General features: G+C 72.4%; 15 protein-coding genes and 1 pseudogene. 13 read left to right on the top strand and 3 right to left on the bottom strand.

What is annotated here, in order from left to right; translation table 11 throughout:
* The first annotated feature begins 278 nt into the window (after window positions 1-278).
* Window positions 279-896, top strand: a complete 618-nt coding sequence (locus tag ACFYZF_RS17595; protein ID WP_387021607.1) for a class I SAM-dependent methyltransferase — start codon at window positions 279-281, stop codon at window positions 894-896.
* Between the two features lie 148 nt (window positions 897-1,044).
* On the opposite strand, the gene eccB is transcribed toward ACFYZF_RS17595, so the two are convergent.
* Window positions 1,045-2,424: a type VII secretion protein EccB gene (gene eccB / locus ACFYZF_RS17600; RefSeq protein ID WP_387021609.1), complete on the bottom strand. Its 1,380-nt coding sequence runs from the start codon at window positions 2,422-2,424 to the stop codon at window positions 1,045-1,047.
* A 216-nt stretch (window positions 2,425-2,640) separates the two neighbouring features.
* Between eccB and ACFYZF_RS17605 the strand changes: the two are divergent.
* Window positions 2,641-3,270 (top strand): annotated as a pseudogene (locus ACFYZF_RS17605) (aldo/keto reductase); the annotation flags it as partial.
* 203 nt (window positions 3,271-3,473) lie between these two features.
* On the opposite strand, the gene ACFYZF_RS17610 reads toward ACFYZF_RS17605, so the two are convergent.
* On the bottom strand, window positions 3,474-3,737 hold the full coding sequence (locus ACFYZF_RS17610) for a hypothetical protein (RefSeq protein ID WP_387021612.1): 264 nt from the start codon (window positions 3,735-3,737) through the stop codon (window positions 3,474-3,476).
* Between the two features lie 361 nt (window positions 3,738-4,098).
* Between ACFYZF_RS17610 and ACFYZF_RS17615 the strand changes: the two genes are divergently transcribed.
* The 3 genes from ACFYZF_RS17615 to ACFYZF_RS17625 are packed head-to-tail and all read left to right on the top strand — an operon-like array spanning window position 4,099 to window position 5,840.
* Complete coding sequence (locus ACFYZF_RS17615) at window positions 4,099-4,866, top strand: DUF5753 domain-containing protein (protein WP_387021615.1); 768 nt, start codon at window positions 4,099-4,101, stop codon at window positions 4,864-4,866.
* A complete protein-coding gene (locus ACFYZF_RS17620) occupies window positions 4,857-5,048 on the top strand; it encodes a DUF397 domain-containing protein (RefSeq protein WP_350888303.1) in 192 nt (63 codons plus the stop codon). Before ACFYZF_RS17615 ends, ACFYZF_RS17620 begins: the two co-directional genes overlap by 10 nt.
* A 51-nt stretch (window positions 5,049-5,099) precedes the next feature.
* Entirely contained in the window at window positions 5,100-5,840 is a 741-nt protein-coding gene (locus tag ACFYZF_RS17625) for a class I SAM-dependent DNA methyltransferase (protein WP_387021618.1), read from the top strand.
* A 45-nt stretch (window positions 5,841-5,885) separates the two neighbouring features.
* On the opposite strand, the gene ACFYZF_RS17630 is transcribed toward ACFYZF_RS17625, so the two are convergent.
* The gene (locus ACFYZF_RS17630) at window positions 5,886-6,770 is read right to left on the bottom strand and encodes a peptidoglycan DD-metalloendopeptidase family protein (protein ID WP_387021621.1); all 885 of its coding nucleotides are present in this window, start codon (window positions 6,768-6,770) and stop codon (window positions 5,886-5,888) included.
* 214 nt (window positions 6,771-6,984) lie between these two features.
* On the opposite strand from ACFYZF_RS17630, the gene ACFYZF_RS17635 reads away from it, so the two are divergent.
* The 8 genes from ACFYZF_RS17635 to ACFYZF_RS17670 all read left to right on the top strand — a co-directional run bounded on the left by ACFYZF_RS17635 (window position 6,985) and on the right by ACFYZF_RS17670 (window position 20,528).
* Window positions 6,985-8,076, top strand: coding sequence for a GH25 family lysozyme (locus ACFYZF_RS17635; protein ID WP_387021623.1), 1,092 nt, complete (start codon window positions 6,985-6,987; stop codon window positions 8,074-8,076).
* A 301-nt stretch (window positions 8,077-8,377) separates the two neighbouring features.
* Entirely contained in the window at window positions 8,378-13,843 is a 5,466-nt protein-coding gene (locus tag ACFYZF_RS17640) for a carboxyl transferase domain-containing protein (protein ID WP_387021625.1), read from the top strand.
* Between the two features lie 128 nt (window positions 13,844-13,971).
* On the top strand, window positions 13,972-14,430 hold the full coding sequence (locus ACFYZF_RS17645) for a helix-turn-helix domain-containing protein (RefSeq protein WP_387021628.1): 459 nt from the start codon (window positions 13,972-13,974) through the stop codon (window positions 14,428-14,430).
* The gene (locus tag ACFYZF_RS17650) at window positions 14,423-14,791 is read left to right on the top strand and encodes a DUF4180 domain-containing protein (RefSeq protein ID WP_387021631.1); all 369 of its coding nucleotides are present in this window, start codon (window positions 14,423-14,425) and stop codon (window positions 14,789-14,791) included. Before ACFYZF_RS17645 ends, ACFYZF_RS17650 begins: the two co-directional genes overlap by 8 nt.
* Before the next feature lie 233 nt (window positions 14,792-15,024).
* A complete protein-coding gene (locus ACFYZF_RS17655) occupies window positions 15,025-15,738 on the top strand; it encodes a spermidine synthase (RefSeq protein ID WP_387021633.1) in 714 nt (237 codons plus the stop codon).
* 95 nt (window positions 15,739-15,833) lie between these two features.
* On the top strand, window positions 15,834-16,013 hold the full coding sequence (locus ACFYZF_RS17660; protein WP_387021635.1) for a hypothetical protein: 180 nt from the start codon (window positions 15,834-15,836) through the stop codon (window positions 16,011-16,013).
* A gap of 142 nt (window positions 16,014-16,155) precedes the next feature.
* The gene (locus ACFYZF_RS17665; RefSeq protein WP_387021642.1) at window positions 16,156-17,838 is read left to right on the top strand and encodes a long-chain-fatty-acid--CoA ligase; all 1,683 of its coding nucleotides are present in this window, start codon (window positions 16,156-16,158) and stop codon (window positions 17,836-17,838) included.
* 707 nt (window positions 17,839-18,545) lie between these two features.
* Window positions 18,546-20,528, top strand: a complete 1,983-nt coding sequence (locus tag ACFYZF_RS17670) for a B12-binding domain-containing radical SAM protein (RefSeq protein ID WP_387021645.1) — start codon at window positions 18,546-18,548, stop codon at window positions 20,526-20,528.
* Window positions 20,529-20,659: the final 131 nt, after the last annotated feature.

Consider the following 20,659-nt stretch of genomic DNA (forward strand, 5'->3'; position numbering starts at 1 on the left):
CGACCTCGACGCCATCGCCGACGAACTCAACGGACGCCCCCGACAAACCCTGGACTGGGACACCCCTGGTGAGAGAATGTCCCAGCTCCTCGATGTTGCAACCACCGCTTGAGACCGCCCGGCCGGTACCGGCCGGCCCAAGGTCACCTCCCGCCCGTCCTGGTCGCCACGGCCCCACCGGGGGCCGCCCGGCCCTCTCGCAGCACCGACGGTGACCTTTCCCGCAGCCTCCCCGGGTGGCCGTCCGGCCGACCACTGACCCCGGCTAGCGTGGGGTCATGGCCAACCCGACCCGCTGGACCACCGACACCGGCCCCGAGCACTCGCGGTGGTACATCGACCGCTTCCGTCGGCTGGCGGCCGAGGGCGCCGACCTGGCCGGGGAGGCCCGGCTGCTCGACGCGCTGGTGCCGCCGGGCTCCCGGATCCTGGACGCCGGCTGCGGCACCGGGCGGGTCGGCGCGGCGCTGGCCGCCCGGGGCCACACGGTGGTGGGCGTGGACGCCGACCCGGCTCTGGTCGAGGCCGCTGGGGCGGATCACCCCGGCCCCCGCTGGCTGGTCGGCGACCTGGCCGAGCTGGACCTGGCGGCGGCCGGCGAGGCCGAGCCCTTCGACGCCGCCGTGGTGGCCGGCAACGTGATGGCGTTCGTCGCCCCCGGCACCGAGCCGGAGGTGCTCCGCCGGGTCGCCGCCCACCTGCGCCCCGACGGCGTGGTCGTGGTCGGCTTCGGCACCGACCGGGGCTACCCGCTCGCCGACTTCGACGCCGACGCGGTCGCCGCCGGGCTGCGCCGGGAGCACCGCTTCGCCACCTGGGACCTGCGCCCCTGGCGGGACGACGCCGACTTCGCGGTCACCGTGCTACGCCGCCCCGCCGACCCGACCGTCGGCTGACCCGCCCCGCCGTCGCCGTGGTTGCGGGCGGCGGGTTGGCACGGGGACCGTCATGCTGTTCGCCGGTTCAGGGCGGAGCCCTGGCCCCGTAGGCCGACCATGGCACCGGTCGCCGGCAGGCTGGTAGTGGCCTGCCGACTGATTACCCTCAGGCGGACGCGGCGGCGGCGCGGGCGGCGGCCGGGTCGAGCGGGCTGCCGGCGGGCACCAGGCTGACCAGGCCGGCGGGCAACCGGACGGGCGTCACGTCCCGGTAGCCGAGCACGCCGAGCACCTCCGGGTCGGCCAGCACGTGCCGCCGGCCGAGGTCGGTGACGACGGAGACCGCACCGCCGGTGGCCCCCGGCGCGGCGGCCGACTCCACGACGGCGCCGTGCCCCGGCTCGACCACCACGTGGTCGGCGACCGCCGCCGCGCCCACGGCCTGCGGGCTGCCGCTCAGGTCGGGCACGGCCGCGCCGAGCCGCACGTCGCGGACCTCCCCGTCATCGCCGACGCCGACGCAGAGCGCTCCACCGTCCGGGGCGGCCAGCCGGGGCGGGCCGGTCGGCGGGGCGGTCGGCCCGGTCGGCACGAGGTCGGGCTGCTTGGGCAGCGCGGCGAACCGGCCGAGGGTCAGCGCCTCCGGCTCGCCCTGGCCGGTGCGGGCGAGCAGCAGGTTGGCCTGCAACTCGGTGATTCCGGCGAGTCCGTCGGGCAGGGCGACGGCGTACTGTCGGCCACCGCCGGAGTTACGGATTAGGAAGACGTCGCCGACCGCCGCGCCGGACACCTGGGCCGAGGGCCGCCCGAGACCGGGCAGCTCCGGCGGGGCGAGGTCGGCCCCGGCCGGAATGCTGTCGATCAGGGCGGACGCGGCCGGCACCGCGCGCTGCCGGGTGGCGGCGAGCGCGGCGAGCGACCGGCCGGCGTCCCTCAACAGGTACCGGCGGGCGTGCCAGACCAGGTGCAGGCCACCGCCGGGGTGCCGGAGCAGGACCGCGTCGTCGCCCGGGGGCCGGCCACCGACGGCGGCCACCCCGATCAGCACGGCGGAGCGGGGGGCGGCCCGCTCCGCCTCGGTGGTAGCGACCGAGCAGACCGTCCACGGGGCCGTCGACAGGCGGGACCGCTCGGGCAGCGAGTCCGGGGCGTCGGGGATGCCCAGCGGCAGGCCGCGCGGCACCCCCTCGATCGAGCGGCGGGCGACCAGCACGGTCTGCGGGCGTTCGGCGCCGATGATCAGCAGCGCGGAGGCGTAGTTGAGCACCGGATGCAGCTTCTGGTCGCGGTAGACGAAGCGGGCGCCGGACTCCTTCTCCACGATCACCGCGCCGGCGTCGCGCCACTTGCTGCCGCCGCCGGTGAAGAGCCCGTACAGGGCGAAGCCGCCGAGGACGATCGCGGCGACCAGCACGCTGGCCAGCCCGGCCCCGGCGAGCCGGCGGAACGGCGACCGCGCCGGGTCGGTCTCCCGCATGACCAGGGCGGCGACCGCCCGCTGGACGGTGAACTGGTACGAGTGAAGCTGGTCCTGCCGCGACGGCATGCGGTCCCCTCCGACGGGTCGGTCGGGGCACAGGATAAACGCTGCGTCGATCCCCCGAAGACCCTCCGTCGCCGACCGGGGGCCGGGGCACCACGCTGGTGGTGTTCCACTGGGTCGGCGCGTACCTGCCCGACCTCGGGAAGGAGGAGGTGTACGGGGCAGTCGGTCGTCGCGGTCCGGGCAGTGCCGCCGTAGGCGCTACACCCGTACCGGGACGGCGTCGTGATCGCCACGAAGATCGGCATGACCCGGCCGAGCCCGGCCGAGTGGGTGCCCGTCGGTCACCCTGCCTACCTGCGGCAGCAGGCCGAGCTCAGCCTGCGCCGGCTCAAGGTCGAGCGGATCGACCTGTTGCAGCTGCACCGCATCGACTCCGAGGTCCCGCTCGCGGATCAGATCGGTGCGCTCAGGCAGCTTCAGCAGGAGGGCAAGGTCCGCCACATCGGCCTGTCCGAGGTGACCGTCGACCAGCTGCGCGAGGCACTCCAGGTCGCCCCGATAGCGTCCGTGCAGAACTGGTACAACCTGGCCCACCGCGAGCACGAGGCGGTGGTCGACTTCACCGCGGAGCGCGGCATCGCCTTCCTGCCGTTCTTCCCCATCGCCATCGGAAGCCACGCCACCAACGACGGCCCGGTCGCGAAGATCGCCTCCGAGGTCGGCGCCACCCCCGCGCAGACGGCCCTGGCCTGGCTGCTGCATCGCTCCCCGAACATCGTGCCGATCCCCGGCACCACCTCACCGAGGCACCTGGACGAGAACCTCGGCGCGCTCGACATCGCGCTCACCGGCGAGCAGTTCGCCCGCCTGGACGCCATCGCCGAGCAGGCCGAACCGGGCGTGTGAGCCCGGCCCGGCGGCCCGGTCCCGGCCCACGGCAGCGACTGCCCCCACTACGTCGAATCGACCCGCGCGGGTAGCCGATCTCGCCGGCCGCGCCACTGCTGCCGTGGCGCAGCCGGTGGGGTGCGGTCGGTGGTCGGGTGGGCCGCCGGGCTGACGTCGAGGACGGCGTCCGGCCCTCGCCGTGGAGTTGGTTCGGGCGGGCGTTACCGGGGGCGGCGGCGGGGGGACAGCCAGCCGAGGAAGCGGGTGTGCAGCACGCCCGGGGCGGGGCGGGCGCCCAGGCGGTGCATGTCGTCCCTCGCCTCGTACATGGACGCGGCCAGGTAGAACGCGAGCGCGATCGAGTGGCCGCGGAACTCGGTGAGCAGGTCGAGCCGGGCCGGGCCGCACGGCCAGGGCGCGGCGCAGGACCGGCACAGCCAGGCGGGACGCATCGGCAGGTGCGGCCGGGGCGGGAGGCGGCTCACCGGCGTCTCCCGTTCACCGGCCGGGCGGCGGGACGGGGAAACGGGCGGCTGCTCCGCCGTCGGCTTCCTGGCCCGGTGTTCCCGGCAGCGTACGCATCCGCAGCCCGGTCCACGGCGCGACCGGCTCCGGCCTCCTCTGTGCAGCATGGCTCCCCCTGTCGTCGGCCCCGGTTGGAGGCCGCCCCGGTTGGAGGCCGCCCCGCGCCGGGTGCGCGGGGCGGCCGACAGGCGCGACCGCCGGGCCATCGCCTCCACCGGGCGCGCCGTCCTCTGCGGAGAAACCCTGCCGCGCGTGATGGCCCAGATACAGGGCGTAAGGGTATGGTCAGCAGACATCCCTGACATCCCCCTGGGAGGGGCCTTGAACGACGCTCTCCGGGCCGCGCTGCACGACACCGGGCACACCACCGACTCGCTCGCCGCAGAGGTCGGCGTCGATCCGAAGACGACCGCGCGATGGCTGCACGAGGAACGCATCCCCCATCCCCGGCACCGCGCGGCGGCGGCGGCCGTCCTCGGCCGGGACATCGGGGACATCTGGGCGGACACATCGAGACGTCGGGAGCCCATCTGGTTCCGGCCGTGGCAGGAGATCGAGCGCGAGGCGGTCTCGCTGCGCTGGTACGAGTCCATGGTGCTGCCCGGCCTGCTCCAGACGGAGGCGTACGCCCGCGCGGTGCTCGGCGGCACCGGCCTGATCGCCCGGGGCGACGTGGAGCGGCACCTGGCCACCCGGCTGGCCCGCCAGGACATCCTGCGCCACGACGACCCGCCGCAGTTCACCGCCGTCGTCGACGAGGCGGTGCTGCGCCGGCCGGTCGGCGGCCCGGCGACCATGCGCGAGCAGTTGCACGCCCTGGTCGCGGCGTGCGCGCACCCGCACGTGCGGGTGCACGTCGTGCCGTCCCGGGTCGGCGCGTACGCCGGGCTGAACGGGCCGTTCGTCATCGCGGCCAGCGCGGACCACCGGCTCGCCGGCTACCTGGACAACCAGATCCAGGGGCAGGTGGTCAGCGACCCGGACGACATCGCGGCGATACTGGGGGCGTGGGAGAACGTGCGCGGCGAGGCGCTGTCCCACTGGCAATCGGTCGAGCTGATCACGGAGGTGGCGCAGACATGGAGCTGACTGGCGCGCGGTGGCGCAAGAGCAGCCGCAGCAGCGGCAACGGCGGAGCCTGCGTCGAGGTGGCCGACAACCTCCCGGGCGTCGTCGGCGTACGCGACAGCAAGGACCCGGCCGGCCCGGCCCTCACCTTTCCCCCGGCAGCCTGGCGCACCTTCGTCGCCCGGGTCGCCGGCCGGAGCTGACCCGCCGGTAATTCCCGGCGTCCCGGGAGGCGGTCGCGATACGGTCCGTCGATGGACGACGGGGACGGACACTTCGGGGAGCGGGTGGCGGCGAGGTACGACGACCCGTCGGACGAGCGGTTCGACCCGGGCGTGCTGGCCGCCACGGTGGACGTGCTGGCGGAGCTGGCCGGCGGCGGCCGGGCCCTGGAGCTGGGCGTCGGGACGGGACGGATCGCGCTGCCGCTGGCCGGTCGCGGGGTGCCGGTGCACGGCGTCGACCTGTCCCGGGCGATGGTGGCCCGGCTACGCGCCAAGCCCGGCGGCGACGCGGTCGGCGTGACGATGGGCGACTTCGCGACGACCAGGGTGGCCGGGACGTTCTCGCTCGCCTACCTGGTCTACAACACGATCATGAACCTGACCAGCCAGGCGGAGCAGGTGGCCTGCTTCCGTAACGTCGCGGCGCACCTCGAACCCGGGGGACGCTTCGTGATCGAGGTGGAGGTGCCGCCGCTGCGCAAGCTCCCGCCCGGCGAGAACGTCGTGCTGTGGCACACCAGCCCGACCCGGTGGGCGTACGACGTCTTCGACACCGCCACCCAGGCGTGCAGCTCGAACTACGTCAAGGTCGTCGACGGGCGCGGCGAGTTCCGCTCGATTCCGTTCCGGTACGTGTGGCCCGGCGAGCTGGACCTGATGGCCCAGCTCGCCGGGCTACACCTGTGCGACCGCTGGGCGGGATGGGCCCGGGAGCCCTTCACCCACGAGAGCACCGGGCACGTCTCGGTCTGGGAGAAGCCGGCCGACTGACCGTCGTCGACGGTGCGCCGGCCGGCAACGCGGGTCCGGGGAGGGTCAGTTCCACCGGTCCTGGTTGAGGAACCGGGCGAAGCCCCGCCACGAGTTCGGCCCCATCGCCCCGTCGATCGGGCCGGTGTAGCCGTAGCCTGCGGCGAGCCGCTGCACGGCCTTCCACGAGTTCGGCCCCATGACCCCGTCGATCGGGCCGGTGTAGCCGTAGCCGCGCATGGCCCGTTGCAGCGCCGCGTAGGTGTTCGCCCCCGGCACGCCGTCGATCGGCCCGGTGTAGCCCGAGGTGATCCGCAGCCAGTTCTGCATCCGCTTGTAGAAGATGGTGCCCGGGATGCCGTCCTGCTCGGTCGAGGTCTTGGGCAGGCCGCCGCCCGGGTTCTGGCCGATGTAGGTGAGCGGGTTGATCCGTACCCCACTCGGGTTGATCATGTGCCAGTGCAGGTGCGGGCCGGTGGAGCTGCCGGAACCGGGGGCGCCGACGGCACCTCCGGACCGTCCGACGATCGCACCGGCGCCGACCGCTGCGCCGTTGGCCAGCAGGAACTGCGACAGGTGCATGTACTGGCTGCGGTATCCGTCCGCGTGGTGGATCGTGACGGTGTGCCCGCCGGTGCCGTTGTTCGGGATGTTCTGGATCGTGCCGGCACCGCAGGCCGGCAGGTTGGTGCCGACGCCCATCCCGAAGTCGATGCCGCCGAGCGAGCCGCTGTTGAGGTGGTCCTGCCAGGATCCGGTGATCGCGTATCCGGCGAACGGGTTGTAGATCGACGGCGCGGCGTGGGCGATCCCGGGCAGGCCGAAGACACCGCCGACGGCGAGGGCGCCGGTGGTCAGGGCGGTGCCGCGCAGCAGCGTACGGCGGCTGAGCCCGGCCTGCGGTTGCTCTCCGCCACCGCCACAGCAACCGGGCAGGTGTTCACGGCCCATAATCGTTCCTCCGCACGGTCGTAGGTGATCATTGACGTGCAGAGGGTAGCCCTTAGAGTGGCGTACATCAATGCTCGAAGGCCCGGCCCGCACGCCCGGCATAGGGGTAGTGCCACACCCGGCCAGCCTCTACCATTGCTCGATGATCATCGATGCGTGCGGAACGGCCAGCTCGCCACCCGGTGGCCCCGGGCGCTCCCGAAGGAGACCCGGCATGACCGCCGCTCTGGGGCGGCTCGCGGTGGCGTTCGCCATCGCCGTCGCGTTGCCGGTGAGCGTCGGGGCGACGCCCGCCACCGCGACACCCGCCACTGCGGCGGTGCCCCCCGGCACGGTGTCCGGCATCGACGTGGCCACCTGGCAGGCCGGCATCGACTTCGCCGACGTCCGCGCCGACGGCCACCAGTTCGTGATCGTGAAGGCCGGCGGCTCCCAGCTGTCAGCGGGCCCGTACATCGGCTCGCAGTACGCGATCCAGGTGAACGGCGCACGGGCGGCGGGGCTCAGGGTCGGCCACTACTGGCTGGCCGGGGACTTCCAGACCCCCACCCAGGCCGCCGACTACTTCGCCGCCCACCTGCGCGACTACCGGCCCGGCGACGTGATCGCGCTGGACAACGAGGTGCTCGACGACTCGACGAGACTGTGGAACGACACCGAGGTCACGACATTCTTCCAGCGGATGCGCGACCGGATCGGCAACCACGTGCCCTGGCTGTACATGGGCGCGACCGACCTGCGCTCCCGGACGTGGCCGCGAACGATCGCGGCGGGCGTGAAGCTCTGGGTGGCGATGTGGGGCGCCAACAACGGCAGCTACCCCGGCGAGCCGAACCTGGGCGGCGCCTACCCGACCTGGAGCGCACACCAGTACAGCTCGGCGGGATCGACCGGCGGCATCGCCCGGGTGGACCTGAACGTGGCCAAGCCGAGCGCGTTCGAGATCGTCGCCGGCGGACCGACCGACCCGCCGGCGGACGACCCGCTGCCCAAGACCACGACCGAGCAGGACGGCACCCCTGGGCCGGTCATGTGGATGCGCGCCCAGAACTGGCTGTCCATCACGTCCGGCTACACCGGGCCGATCGACGGCGTGCCGGGGGCGAACACCTACGCGGCGCTGCAACGGGCCATGCGCGGCTACGGCTACACCGGCCCGATCGACGGGGTCATGGGGCCGAACTCGTGGAAGGCCGTGCAGCGGCTCGCCGCAGGCTACGGCTACACCGGCCCGATCGACGGGGCGATGGGGCCGAACTCGTGGCGGGGCTTCGCCCGGTTCCTCAACCAGGACCGGTGGGACTGACCGACGGGACGGCGGGATAGCGGGGCGGCGGGGCGGCCGGGGATCGGCCTGCGCCGCCGCCCGCTGCGATCGTGATCCGCGTCACAGTCGACGTATAGCGAAAATTGCCCCCACTCCGTTCGCACCCGCCCTGGTTAGGCGTGTGCGGCCAACGGTCTTTGTAGGTTTCCTACAACTGTCGCCGTCCAGCGTGCGTTGTCTGCGACATGGCGCTCCCCACCGGCAGACGGAAGGGTGAACACTGCCGGGGGTCGCCGTGTCGCGGCACACCCGTCGTCGGACTACAGAAGGGTTCGGTCGGGTGTTCAGTCGTGTCGCCATCGTCAACCGTGGTGAGGCCGCCATGCGGCTCATCCACGCCGTACGGGACATCGCCGCGGAGACCAGGACCCAAATCGAGACTGTCGCCCTGCACACCGACGTCGACCGTACGGCCACCTTCGTCCGCGAGGCGGACCTGTCCTACGACCTCGGTCCCGCGTCCGCGCGCCCGTACCTCGACCTGAAGGTGCTGGAACGCGCGCTGGTGGAGACCGGGGCCGACGCCGCCTGGGTCGGCTGGGGCTTCGTCGCGGAGGACCCGGCGTTCGCCGAGCTGTGCGAGAAGATCGGAGTCACCTTCGTCGGGCCGAGCGCGGAGGCCATGCGCAAGCTCGGCGACAAGATCGGCGCGAAGCTGATCGCCGAGGAGGTCGGCGTTCCGGTGGCGCCGTGGAGCCGCGGCGCGGTCGAGACCCTGGACGCCGCGCTGACGGCGGCGGCCGGGATCGGCTACCCGCTGATGCTGAAGGCGACCGCGGGTGGCGGCGGGCGCGGCATCCGCGTGGTCACGAACGAGGCCGAACTCGCCGACGCCTACGAGCGCACCAGCCAGGAGGCCGCGCGGGCGTTCGGCAGCGGCGTCGTGTTCCTGGAGCGCCTGGTCACCGGCGCCCGGCACGTCGAGGTCCAGGTGATCGCCGACGGCGAGGGCACGGCCTGGGCGCTCGGGGTCCGCGACTGCTCGGTGCAGCGGCGCAACCAGAAGGTCATCGAGGAGTCGGCGTCGCCGGTCCTCAGCCCCGCGCAGACGGCCGAGCTCAAGACGTCGGCCGAACGGCTGGCCCTCGCGGTCGGCTACCGCGGCGCGGCGACCGTCGAGTTCCTCTACCACCCCGGCGACAAGCTGTTCGCGTTCCTAGAGGTCAACACCCGCCTACAGGTCGAGCACCCGATCACCGAGTCCACCACCGGGTTCGACCTGGTCAAGGCGCAGCTGCACGTGGCCTCGGGCGGGCGGCTCGAAGGTGAGCCGCCGGCGGAGCGCGGGCACGCCATCGAGGCCCGGCTGAACGCCGAGGACCCCGACCGCGACTTCGCGCCCTCCCCGGGCCGCATCGCGCGGCTGGCCCTGCCCGCCGGGCCGGGCATCCGGGTGGACACCGGAGTCAGCGAGGGTGACACCATCCCCGCCGACTTCGACTCCATGATCGCGAAGATCATCGCCTACGGCCGCGACCGCGACGAGGCGCTCGGCCGGCTGCGCCGGGCGATGGCCCAGACCACGGTGATCATCGAGGGCGGCGCGACGAACAAGAGCTTCGTGCTCGACCTGCTCGACCAGCCCGAGGTGATCGACGCCAGCGCGGACACCGGCTGGATCGACCGCGTCCGCGGCGAGGGCCGGCTCGTCACGCACCGGCACTCCGCCGTCGCGTTGGCCGCCGCCGCCATCGAGGCGTACGAGGAGGAGGAACGCGCCGAGCGGCAGCGGCTGGTGTCGACGGCGTTCGGCGGACGCCCGCAGGTGCAGCACGAGAGCGGCCGCCCGCTGGATCTGAAGCTGCGCGGCGCCGGCTACCGCGTCCGCGTGGCGCGGGTCGGCGCGCACCGGTTCCGCGTCGGCGTCGAGGCGGGTGACGACGTCCGCACCGCCGACGTCGAGCTCGACCGCTTCGACCGGCACACCGGGCAGGTTCTCGTCAACGGCACCCGGTACCGCCTGCTCACCAGCACGTACGGGCCGATCCACCTGGTCGAGGTGGACGGCGTGACGCACCGGGTCAGCCGCGACGAGGGCGGCGTCGTCCGCTCCCCCGCGCCCGCGCTGGTCGTCGCGACGCCGCTGAAGGTCGGGGGCGAGGTCGAGGCGGGCGCTCCGCTGCTGGTGCTGGAGAGCATGAAGATGGAAACGGTGCTGCGGGCGCCGTTCAAGGCCCGGCTGAAGGAATGCCTCGTGTTCGTGGGCAGCCAGGTGGAGACCGGCGCCCCGCTGCTGCGGCTGGAGCCGCTCGCCGACGACGACGCCGACGCCGAGAACGCCTCGGCCGGCAACGCCGTCGAGTTGGACCTGCCCGCCGCGCCCGAGGAGGTGCCGGCGCGGGAGCGCACCCGGCGCGGCCAGGAAGACCTGCGCAGCCTGCTGCTGGGCTACGACGTCGACCCGCACGACGAGCGCCGCGTGCTCGACGACTACCTCGCCGCGCGCCGGAGGAGCACCGAGGACCGCACGCGCCCCCTCGCCGAGGAGCTCGAACTCGTCTCCCTGTTCGCCGACCTGACGGAGCTGAGCCGCAACCGGCCGGCGGGTGAGGACGGCGGCGGCGACGGCCACGTGCACAGCGACCGCGAGCACTTCCACACCTATCTGCAGAGCCTCGACGTCGAGCGGGCCGGGCTGCCGGAGGCGTTCCAGGCCAAGCTCGCCAAGGCCCTCGGGCACTACGGCGTACCCGACCTGGAGCGCTCGCCCGAGCTCGAAGCCGCGGTGTTCCGGATCTTCCTCGCGCTACAGCGGGCGTCGACCGACGCCATGGTCGTCACGACGCTGCTGCGGGCGTGGCTGCGCGAGCCGCCGCCGGACGAGACGCTGCGCGAGCCCGCCGGTCTCGCGCTGGAACGGCTGGTGGCCGCGACGCAGGTCCGCTTCCCCGTGGTGGCCGACCTCGCCCGCGGCGTGGTGTTCGCGTGGTTCGGCCAGCCGCTGCTGCGCCGCAACCGCGCCCTCGTGTACGCCGGCGTCCGCAAGCACCTGCGCTTCCTCGACGAGCACCCGGACACGCCGGACCGCGCCGAGCGCATCGCCGAGATGGTACGCAGCACCGAGCCCCTGGTACGGCTACTCGGCCAGCGGCTCGTCCGCGGCGCCATGGACAACTCGGTGCTGCTGGAGGTGCTGACCCGGCGGTACTACGGCAACAAGGGCCTCACCGGTGTCCGCACCGGCGACGTCTCGGGCTGCAGATTCGTGGTCGCCGAGCGGGCCGGTTCGCGGCTGGTGACCTCGGCGGTCAGGTTCGAGGCGCTGGGCGACGCGCTGCGCGGGCTCGCCGAGCTGGCGAACGGCCAGGAGGCCATCGACGCCGACATCTACCTCGCGTGGGAGGGGCAGCCCGAGGACTCCGACGCGATGGCCGCCGCCCTGCACGAGGTCATCGCCGCGCACCCGCTGCCGAGCCACGTCAGCAGGCTCACCGCCACCGTCGCGGGCAGCCGCGGCGCGGTGATGCACCACCACTTCACGTTCCGCCCGTCGACCACCGGGATGGCCGAGGAGCGGCTGATCCGCGGCCTGCACCCGTACATCGCGCAGCGGATGCAGCTTGAGCGGTTGCGCAAGTTCGACCTCACCCGGCTGCCGTCGTCGGACGAGGAGGTCTACCTCTTCCAGTGCGAGGCGCGGGAGAACCCGTCGGACGACCGGCTCGTCGCGTTCGCCCAGGTACGCGACCTGACCGAGCTTCGCGAGCACGACGGCAGGCTGATCGCGCTGCCCACGGCCGAGGACACCGTCGCCACCTGCCTCGACTCCATCCGCCGCGCGCAGTCGCGGCGGCCGTCGAAGAAGCGCTTCAACACCAACCGGATCGTGATCTACGTCTGGCCGCCGAGCGACCTCACCCGCGCCGAGCTGGAGACGATCGCCGGGCGTGTGCTGCCGACGACCGCGGGCGCCGGACTGGAGGAGATCCTGTTCATCGCGCGGCAGCGCGACCGGACGACCGGTGAGCTGACCAAGATCGCCGTACGCATCTCCTTCGACGCCACCGGCGGCACCGAGCTGACCATCGGCGAGCCGTCGGACGAACCGGTCGAGCCGCTCGACGACTACCGGCTGAAGGTGCTGCGGGCGAGCAGCCGCAACACGGTGTACCCGTACGAGCTGACCGGGCTGCTCGGCGACTTCGTCGAGCACGACCTCGACGAGAACCACGTGCTGGTTCCGGTCGACCGGCCCAAGGGCCGCAACCGGGCGGCGATCGTCGCGGGCGTGGTCGCCACGCCGACCCGGCGACACCCGCAGGGCGTCACCAGGGTCGTGCTGCTCGGCGACCCGACGAAGTCGCTTGGGGCGTTGTCGGAGCCGGAGTGCCGCCGCGTGAACGCCGCGCTGGACCTGGCCGAGCGGATGCAGGTGCCGCTGGAGTGGTACGCGCTGTCCTCCGGCGCGCGGATCTCCATGGAGTCCGGCACGGAGAACATGGACTGGGTGGCTGCGACGCTCAAGCGGATCGTCGAGTTCACCCAGGACGGCGGCGAGATCAACATCGTGGTCGCGGGCATCAACGTCGGCGCGCAGCCGTACTGGAACGCCGAGGCGACGATGCTCATGCACACCAAGGGCATCCTGGTGATGACGCCGGACTCGGCGATGGTGCTCACCGGCAAGCAGTCGCTCGACTTCTCCGGTGGCGTGTCGGCCGAGGACAACTTCGGCATCGGCGGCTACGACCGGGTGATGGGCCCGAACGGGCAGGCGCAGTACTGGGCGCCGAGCCTGACCGCCGCGCGGGCCGTGCTGATGTCGCACTACGACCACACGTACGTCGCGCCCGGCGAGGAGGGGCCACGGCGGGCGAGGACGAACGACCCCGTCGACCGTGACATCTCCGACTTCCCGCACACCGTGGCGGGCAGCGACTTCACCACGGTCGGCGAGATCTTCTCCGCCGAGGCCAACCCGGACCGCAAGAAGCCGTTCGACATCCGGTCCGTGATGCGGGCGCTCTCCGACCAGGACCACCCGGTGCTGGAACGCTGGGCGGGCATGGCCGACGCGGAGACCGCGGTGGTGCAGGACGTGCATCTCGGCGGCATGCCGGTGTGCCTGCTCGGCATCGAGTCACGGTCGGTGCAGCGGCGGGGCTTCCCGCCCACCGACGGCCCGGACACCTACACGGCTGGCACGTTGTTCCCGCAGTCATCGAGAAAGGCCGCGCGGGCGATCAACGCGGCCAGCGGCAACCGGCCGCTGGTGGTGCTGGCGAACCTGTCGGGCTTCGACGGCTCGCCGGAGTCGATGCGGAAGCTTCAGCTGGAGTACGGCGCCGAGATCGGCCGGGCGATCGTGAACTTCCGCGGGCCCATCGTGTTCTGCGTGATCTCGCGGTACCACGGCGGCGCGTTCGTGGTGTTCTCGAAGGCGCTGAACCCGAACATGACCGTGCTCGCGCTGGAAGGCTCGTTCGCCTCGGTGCTCGGCGGCGCTCCCGCCGCCGCGGTGGTGTTCTCCGGCGACGTCAACGCCCGCACCGCGGCCGACCCGCGGGTGCGGGACCTGGAGGCCCGCGTCGCGGCGGCCTCCGGCGCCGACCGCGCCGCGTTGACCGCCGAGCTCGACGAGCTCCGCTCGACGGTCCGCCCGGAGAAGCTCGGCGAGGTGGCCGCGGAGTTCGACCGCGTGCACAACATCCAGCGCGCGGTCGAGGTCGGCTCCGTCGACGCCGTCATCCGCGCCGCGGAACTGCGCCCACGGATCATCGAGTCCATCGAGTCCCGCCTGCGCTGACGATCCCGCTGCACGATCAGGAAACCGTGGCCTCCGCGCGAAGGAGGGCCACGGTTTCCTGCTGTAGGCGACCCCGCGAGACGCCCCGGAGTCCCCATCGTTCCCTATTGTGCTTATGATAGGGAACGATGAAGGAAGAAATGTACTCTGTCGAGCAGGTGGCCGAGCTGCTCGGCCTGCACGTGCGCACGGTGCGCGGCTACATCCGCTCGGGCCGGCTCGCTGCGGTACGGATCGGCAAGCAGTACCGGATCGCCCGCGCCGATCTCGACGCGCTGACCGGGCGGTCCCAGCCTGCGCCCACCCGAGCCGTTGGCGCGTCGGTGGAGGTGTCCAGCATCGTGCAGATCGACGGCGTCGACCGGGCGGCGGCCGACCGGCTGGGCACGCTCGTCCTGGCCGCGGCGAACACCGGCCACGACCCCGCGCACCCGCTGCGCGTCCAGACCGTCCACGACGAGGAGCGACACCGAATGAAGATCGTGATCCTGGGCGACGCCGCCGCCACCGCCGAACTGCTGCGCCTGCTCGACGCCGTGCTCGACGGCGACAACGGCCTGTTCGCCGGGGAGGTCGACGATGCCTGACGAGGTGCGGGAGCTGGCCGGGGTGGCCGTGCTGGTCTGCGACCCGGCCGGCCCGCCGGTGACGACCGTGCAGGACGCGCTGGACCTGATCGGCGCGGCCTTCCTCGGCGCCGAGGTGGTGGCCGTGCCCGCGAGCCGGCTGGGCGAGGACTTCTTCTCCCTGGGCACCGGCTTCGCGGGCGAGGTCATGCAGAAGTTCGTCAACTACCGGCTACGCCTGGCCGTCCTCGGCGACATCTCGCGGCACCTGGCAGCCAGTTCGGCCCTGCGCGCCCTGGTCCACGAGTCGAACCTGGCCGCGCACGTGTGGTTCCTGCCCGACCTCGACGCGCTCGAAGCCCGACTCACCGCCCGAACCTGAACCCCGCTCCCGCATGATCACGCTCTTTCATGGAATTAGTGGCCTCCCCCCGCGCAGGAGGCCACTAATTCCATGAAAGAGCACGATGTTGGGGCGGACGGGGTGTGCCGCAGCCTCCGTCCGCCGCCACCGCGCTCGCCGCGATGCGGGCGTACCGGATGGGGTTGCTGCGGCGGCCGGGCCCGCGCGGGCGGTAGCATCCGCTCGGACCCCGGCCGAAGTGAGGAAACCGCGTGGGCGTGCGATTCGAGGAACTGGCCTGGCGGGAGACCCCGATCGGCGAGATCAGCCTGCGCCGGCGGCACGACCCCGCGCTGGACCGCGAGGTGTACGAGGTCAAGCTGGGCGACGAGTTCCTGATGTCCAGCCTCTTCCCGGTGGCGGAGATCGAGCTGGCCCGGCTGGGGCTCGCGCCGCTCGCCGGCGCGGCCCTCGACGTCGTGGTCGGCGGCCTGGGCCTCGGCTACACGGCCCGCACCGCCCTGGAGGACCCCCGGGTCCGCTCCCTGGTGGTGGTGGAGGCGATCGAGGACGTCATCGACTGGCACCGGCGGGGCCTGCTGCCGTTCGCGTCGGGGCTGGCCGACGACCCGCGCACCCGGTTCGTCCGGGCGGACTTCTTCGCGGCGGTGGCCGACGGGGCCGGCTTCGACCCGGACGAGGCCGGCCGGCGGTTCCACGCCATCCTGCTGGACGTGGACCACTCCCCCCGGCACGTGCTGCACCCGAGTCACGCCCCGTTCTACACGGCCGACGGCCTGCGCCGCCTCGCCGACCTGTTGCACCCGGACGGGGTCTTCGCCCTGTGGTCCAACGACCCGCCGGACACCGACTTCCAGCGGGTGCTCACCGGGGTGTTCCCGACCTCGCTGGCCCACGTCGTCCGCTTTCCCAACCCGTTGCAGGGCCGGGAGTCCGCCAACACCGTCTACGTCGCCCGCCGGTAGCCGACTCGCGGCCCGCCTGCCCGGGCAGGCATGGCGGCGGCGGGACCGGGAAAGGCCGTCCAGGACGGGCGGTCCCTCGGTCACGGGAGGTGGACATGCGAGCCATGCTCTGGGTCGTCGGCGTCGTCGGCGGCGTGCTGATCCTGCTCGGACTGCTCCTCGAAGCGGTCCGATGGCTGGTGATCATCGGGCTGATCGCGCTGGTCGTGGTCATCGTGCTCGCGTTCCTGAAGGGCCGCCAGGTGGCACGCCACCGGTCGTCCGGCCGGCGCTGACCGGGGCCGATCGACGCTGACCGGGCCGGCCGGCACCGGCGGCGAGTGACCTACGCAACCGTAGGTTACCGAGCCGTAGGGTTAAGCTGACGGCCGGTCGACGACGTCCCCCGTCGGCCGCCCGACGCCCGAGGAGAGCCGAGTGGAACCCACCGCCGACCGGCCCTGGCTGCGCAGCTACGCCCCCGGCGTGCCCGCCACCATCGCCGAGCCCCCGGGCTCGCTGGTCGACCTGCTCGGGGACGCCGCCCGGCGGTTCGGTCCCCGGGTCGCGCTGGACTTCTACGGCGCCACCACCACGTACGCGGACCTGGCCGGCCAGGTGGCCCGCGCGGCGGAGGCGCTGCGCCGGCTCGGTGTCGCCCGGGGCGACCGGGTGGCCCTGGTGCTGCCGAACTGCCCCCAGCACGTGGTCGCCTTCTACGCGGCGCTGCGGCTCGGCGCGGTGGTGGTCGAGCACAACCCGCTCTACACCGCCCAGGAGCTGGACCAGCAGCTCACCGACCACGGCGCCCGGGTGGCGGTGGTCTGGGACAAGGTCGCCCCACTGGTGCGCGGCCGGGGCGCGGTGGAGACCGTGGTGGCGGTGGACCTCACCGGCGCGCTGCCCCGGCTCAAGCGGTGGGCGCTGCGGCTGCCGCTGCCCAGCGCCCGCGCGACCCGGGCGGCGATGACCGGCCCGGCCCCGGGCGCGACGCGCTGGGCCGACCTGGTCGCCGCCACCGGTCCGCTGCCGGCCGACCATCCCGCGCCCGGCCCGGACGACACCGCGCTGTTGCAGTACACCGGCGGCACCACCGGCACCCCGAAGGGCGCGGTCCTGACCCACCGCAACCTGCGGGCCAACGCCGCGCAGGGCCGCGCGTGGGTGCCGGGCCTGCGCGACGGCGCGGAGACGGTGTACGCGGTGCTGCCGCTGTTCCACGCGTACGGGCTCACGCTCTGCCTGACCTTCTCGGTGAGCATCGGGGCGACCCTGGTGCTCTTCCCCCGCTTCGACCTCGACCAGGTCCTCGACGCGGCCCGCCGCCGCCCGCCGACGTTCCTGCCCGCCGTCCCGCCGATCTACGAGCGGCTGGCCTCCGCCGCCCGGGAGCGCGGCGTCGACCTCACCTCCGTCCGGTACGCCCTCTCCGGCGCGATGGCCCTGCCACCGGCCACCGTGCAGCTGTGGGAGTCGGTGACCGGCGGCCTACTCGTGGAGGGGTACGGCATGACCGAGTCCTCGCCGGTCACCCTGGGCAACCCGGTCTCCCCCGCCCGCCGGCCCGGCACCGTGGGGGTGCCCTTCCCCTCCACCGACGTGCGCGTCGTCGACCCCGACGACCCGTCCCGGGACCGGGCCCCGGGCGAGCCCGGCGAGCTGCTGGTCCGCGGCCCGCAGGTGTTCACCGGCTACTGGCAACGCGACGATGAGACCGCGAAGGTGCTGCTGCCCGGCGGCTGGCTGCGCACCGGCGACATCGTGACGATGGACGCGGACGGGTTCGTCACGGTGGTCGACCGGATCAAGGAACTAATCATCACCGGCGGCTTCAACGTCTACCCGTCCGAGGTGGAGGACGCGCTGCGCCGGCTGCCCGGCGTACGCGACGCCGCCGCGGTGGGCCTGCCGGGCGAGCACGGCGGCGAGGAGGTCGTCGCGGCGGTGGTCCCGCACCCCGACGCCGACCTCGACGAGGCCGCGCTGCGGGCCGGCTGCCGGGAGCACCTGGCCGGCTACAAGGTCCCCCGCCGGGTGGTGATCGTCGAGGACCTGCCCCGCTCGCAGATCGGCAAGGTCCTGCGCCGGGAGGTCCGCGACCGGCTGCTCGCCGGGGACTGACGGCACGGCCGGGGCAGGCGACAGCCCGCCCGGCCCGCCCTGGCAACACCGTTCGCGACGCCAAAATCTCACACCGTCATGGGCCCCTACATGGATGCGCCGCCGAGGGGAAATCGAAGCCCGTGACGGGTCGTGCCAGGCCGCTCGATCGCGTACCGTCGAACCCAACCTCGGCAAGATCACCGAGCCGACCAGCGTTCGCGGGAAGGATGCGGCTTGAAGGTTTCCCCTGTTCACCCTCCTCCCGAGCCCGCCGCCGGCCCGCGCAACGCCGGCCTCGGCCCGGTGGCCTCGGGTGCGCCCTGTGAGAGCTCAATCCGTGCGGTGTCGCGCTCCCTCACCGACGTCGTCGCGCCCCACGAAGCACACCGGACGGCGTGCGCTCCACACCGGAGCAACGCGACGTAGTCCCCGCCGGTCTCTGTCGACGCCGACGCCGACGCCGGTCAAAGCGATCCATTCTGGTCCTTCATCCTCCCCACCGGGCGACCGTACCGAGCATTCCACCGAGCTGGCGGACGAGTCGCCGGTCCACCATGCCGAGAGGGCAGGCAAACATGGTCATCGAGCAGTCTGGACAAACCTTCATTCCTGTCGGAAGCCTCAATGCTCGTACTCTCGGGCACGGCACTCGGGCAGCCGCGATCGGCCGGCCGCTGGTCGTCTTCCTGGCGCACCTGCACAGCACGACTGGAAAGAACCTGCGCGTGACGGTTCCGCTCGGAATGACCTACGTGCACTCCTATCTGAAGGCACGGTTCGGCGACGCGATCCAGATCAAGCAACTCGCCACGACGCAGCAGATCAACGAAGCGCTGAACGAGCAGGTGCCCGACGTCTTCGCGTTCGGCAACTACTCGTGGAACACCGCACTGACCAACGCGGTGATCGGTGTCGTGAAGCAGCGACACCCCAAGGTCGTCGTCGCGGTGGCCGGGCCGAACATCCCCACCGAGAAGCCCATCGCGCAGGCCGGCCTGCGCAGAAACCAGGCCGCCGATTTCTACATCTCCCGCGAGGGCGAGCACCCGCTCGCCAACCTCGTCGAGACGTGTCTGGGTCTGGCTGACCCCAGCGACGTCAAGGGGACGGTGGTGGACGGGTGCTACTCGCTCACGCAGGAGGGGCTGATCCTCCAGGGCGACCCGCTGGACCGGGTGGGCGTCCTGGAGGAGATCCCGTCGCCCTACCTGACCGGCCTGTGCGACGACTTCCTGGCGAATCCCGAGTTCATCCCGTTGCTCCAGACGTCACGCGGTTGCCCGTACCGGTGCACGTTCTGCGTGGCGGGTCACGACTGGTGGTCCAAGCTGCGGGCGTTCAGCGTGGAGCGCGTCAAGGAGGAGGTCGACTACATCCAGGCTCGAACATCGAACCCCCTGCTGCGCATCGCCGACGAGAACTTCGGGATCCTCCCCCGCGACGTCGAGATCGCCGAGCACATCCGGAAGGTCAAGGACACGTACTCCTACCCCTCCGTGGTGCAGGTCTACACCGACAAGCACCTGACCAAGAACGTCAAGCAGGTGACCCTGCTCATGCGGGACCTCATCCCGCTCAACATCAGCTTCCAGTCGCTGGACAAGCAGGTCCTGAAGAACATCAAGCGGGTCAACGTCAAGGACACCGCGATCGAGGAGGCTGCGGCCTTCGCCCGGGAGCACAGCCTGGTGCTCTCCACCGAGCTGATCTTCGGATTGCCCGGGGAGACGATCGAGTCCTTCACGAACTCCCTGGACAAGGTTCTCGACTACCGCTTCGACAACGTCGTCATCTACGCGCTCAACATCCTCGACCAGGCCGAGATGGCCTTCGCGGAGTACCGCGAGAAGTTCGGCCTGAAGACCCGCTTCGCCCTGTCCGAGAACGGATACTCCGAGTACGAATCCGTGCAGACCTTCGAGATGGACGAACTCGTGGTCGCGACCTCGACGATTCCGGAGCAGGAGTATCTCGGGTTCTTCAAGTTCATCTTCTTCTTCAACTTCGCGCTTTTCTACGGCTGGCTGCGGGAGTTGGTCTTCTTCTTCGAGACCAACGGTGTCCGGGCGACCTCCGTGATCCGCTCCATGCTGGCGGATCCCGAGCAGTGCCCGACCCTGGCCGAGTTCGCCGGCCGGTTCCTCACCGGCCACCGGGCGATGATGCGCGACACCCGCGAGGAGGTCGCCGAGCTCATCCGCGAGCTGGCCGAGCGGCAGCCGGAGCAGGTCACCGACAACCAGTTCGGGGCGATGCGCTACCAGTACGCGGTCTTCAGCGACCTGTTCACCGAGGGCCGGTTCGCCCAGGTCGTCCACGAGTTCGCGCAGAGCGGCCTGCGGCTCTACCGCGAATCGACCGGCGAGGTGCCGTCGGACGCGTTCCTGGAACAGCTGGACGTGATCACCCAGTTGCAGATCCAGTCGTTCATCCCGCTGCACGAGCCCGTGCCCGAGACCGTGGTCCTGGAGTCCGGCTACGACCTGGTCGGATGGAAAGACTCCAACTTCAGGCGGCCGCTCGCCGACTTCGCCCTCGCCACACCGGCGAAGTTCTCCCTGCGGATCGAGGGCTACCAGCACCACGAACGGCTCTGGGACGCACGGGGCCGCGACGACATCCGACGGGTCTATCTGCGCAGCTTCGCCAGCACCAACGCCAACCGGCGGCGGCACCTCGAACACTGCGAGGAGTCCCTGCCGGCCTGATCGGGGCGGGCGGCGTCGGCACACGACGTCACCGACGCCGCCCGCTGACCCGGGCGAGAACGCATGACCGTCGGCCCTGGATCTGAACGCCGGACATCGGATGAGCCGATGCGGCACGACCACTGGCGTGG

This window comes from Micromonospora sp. NPDC001898, assembly GCF_042891255.1.
Taxonomy (GTDB): domain Bacteria; phylum Actinomycetota; class Actinomycetes; order Mycobacteriales; family Micromonosporaceae; genus Micromonospora.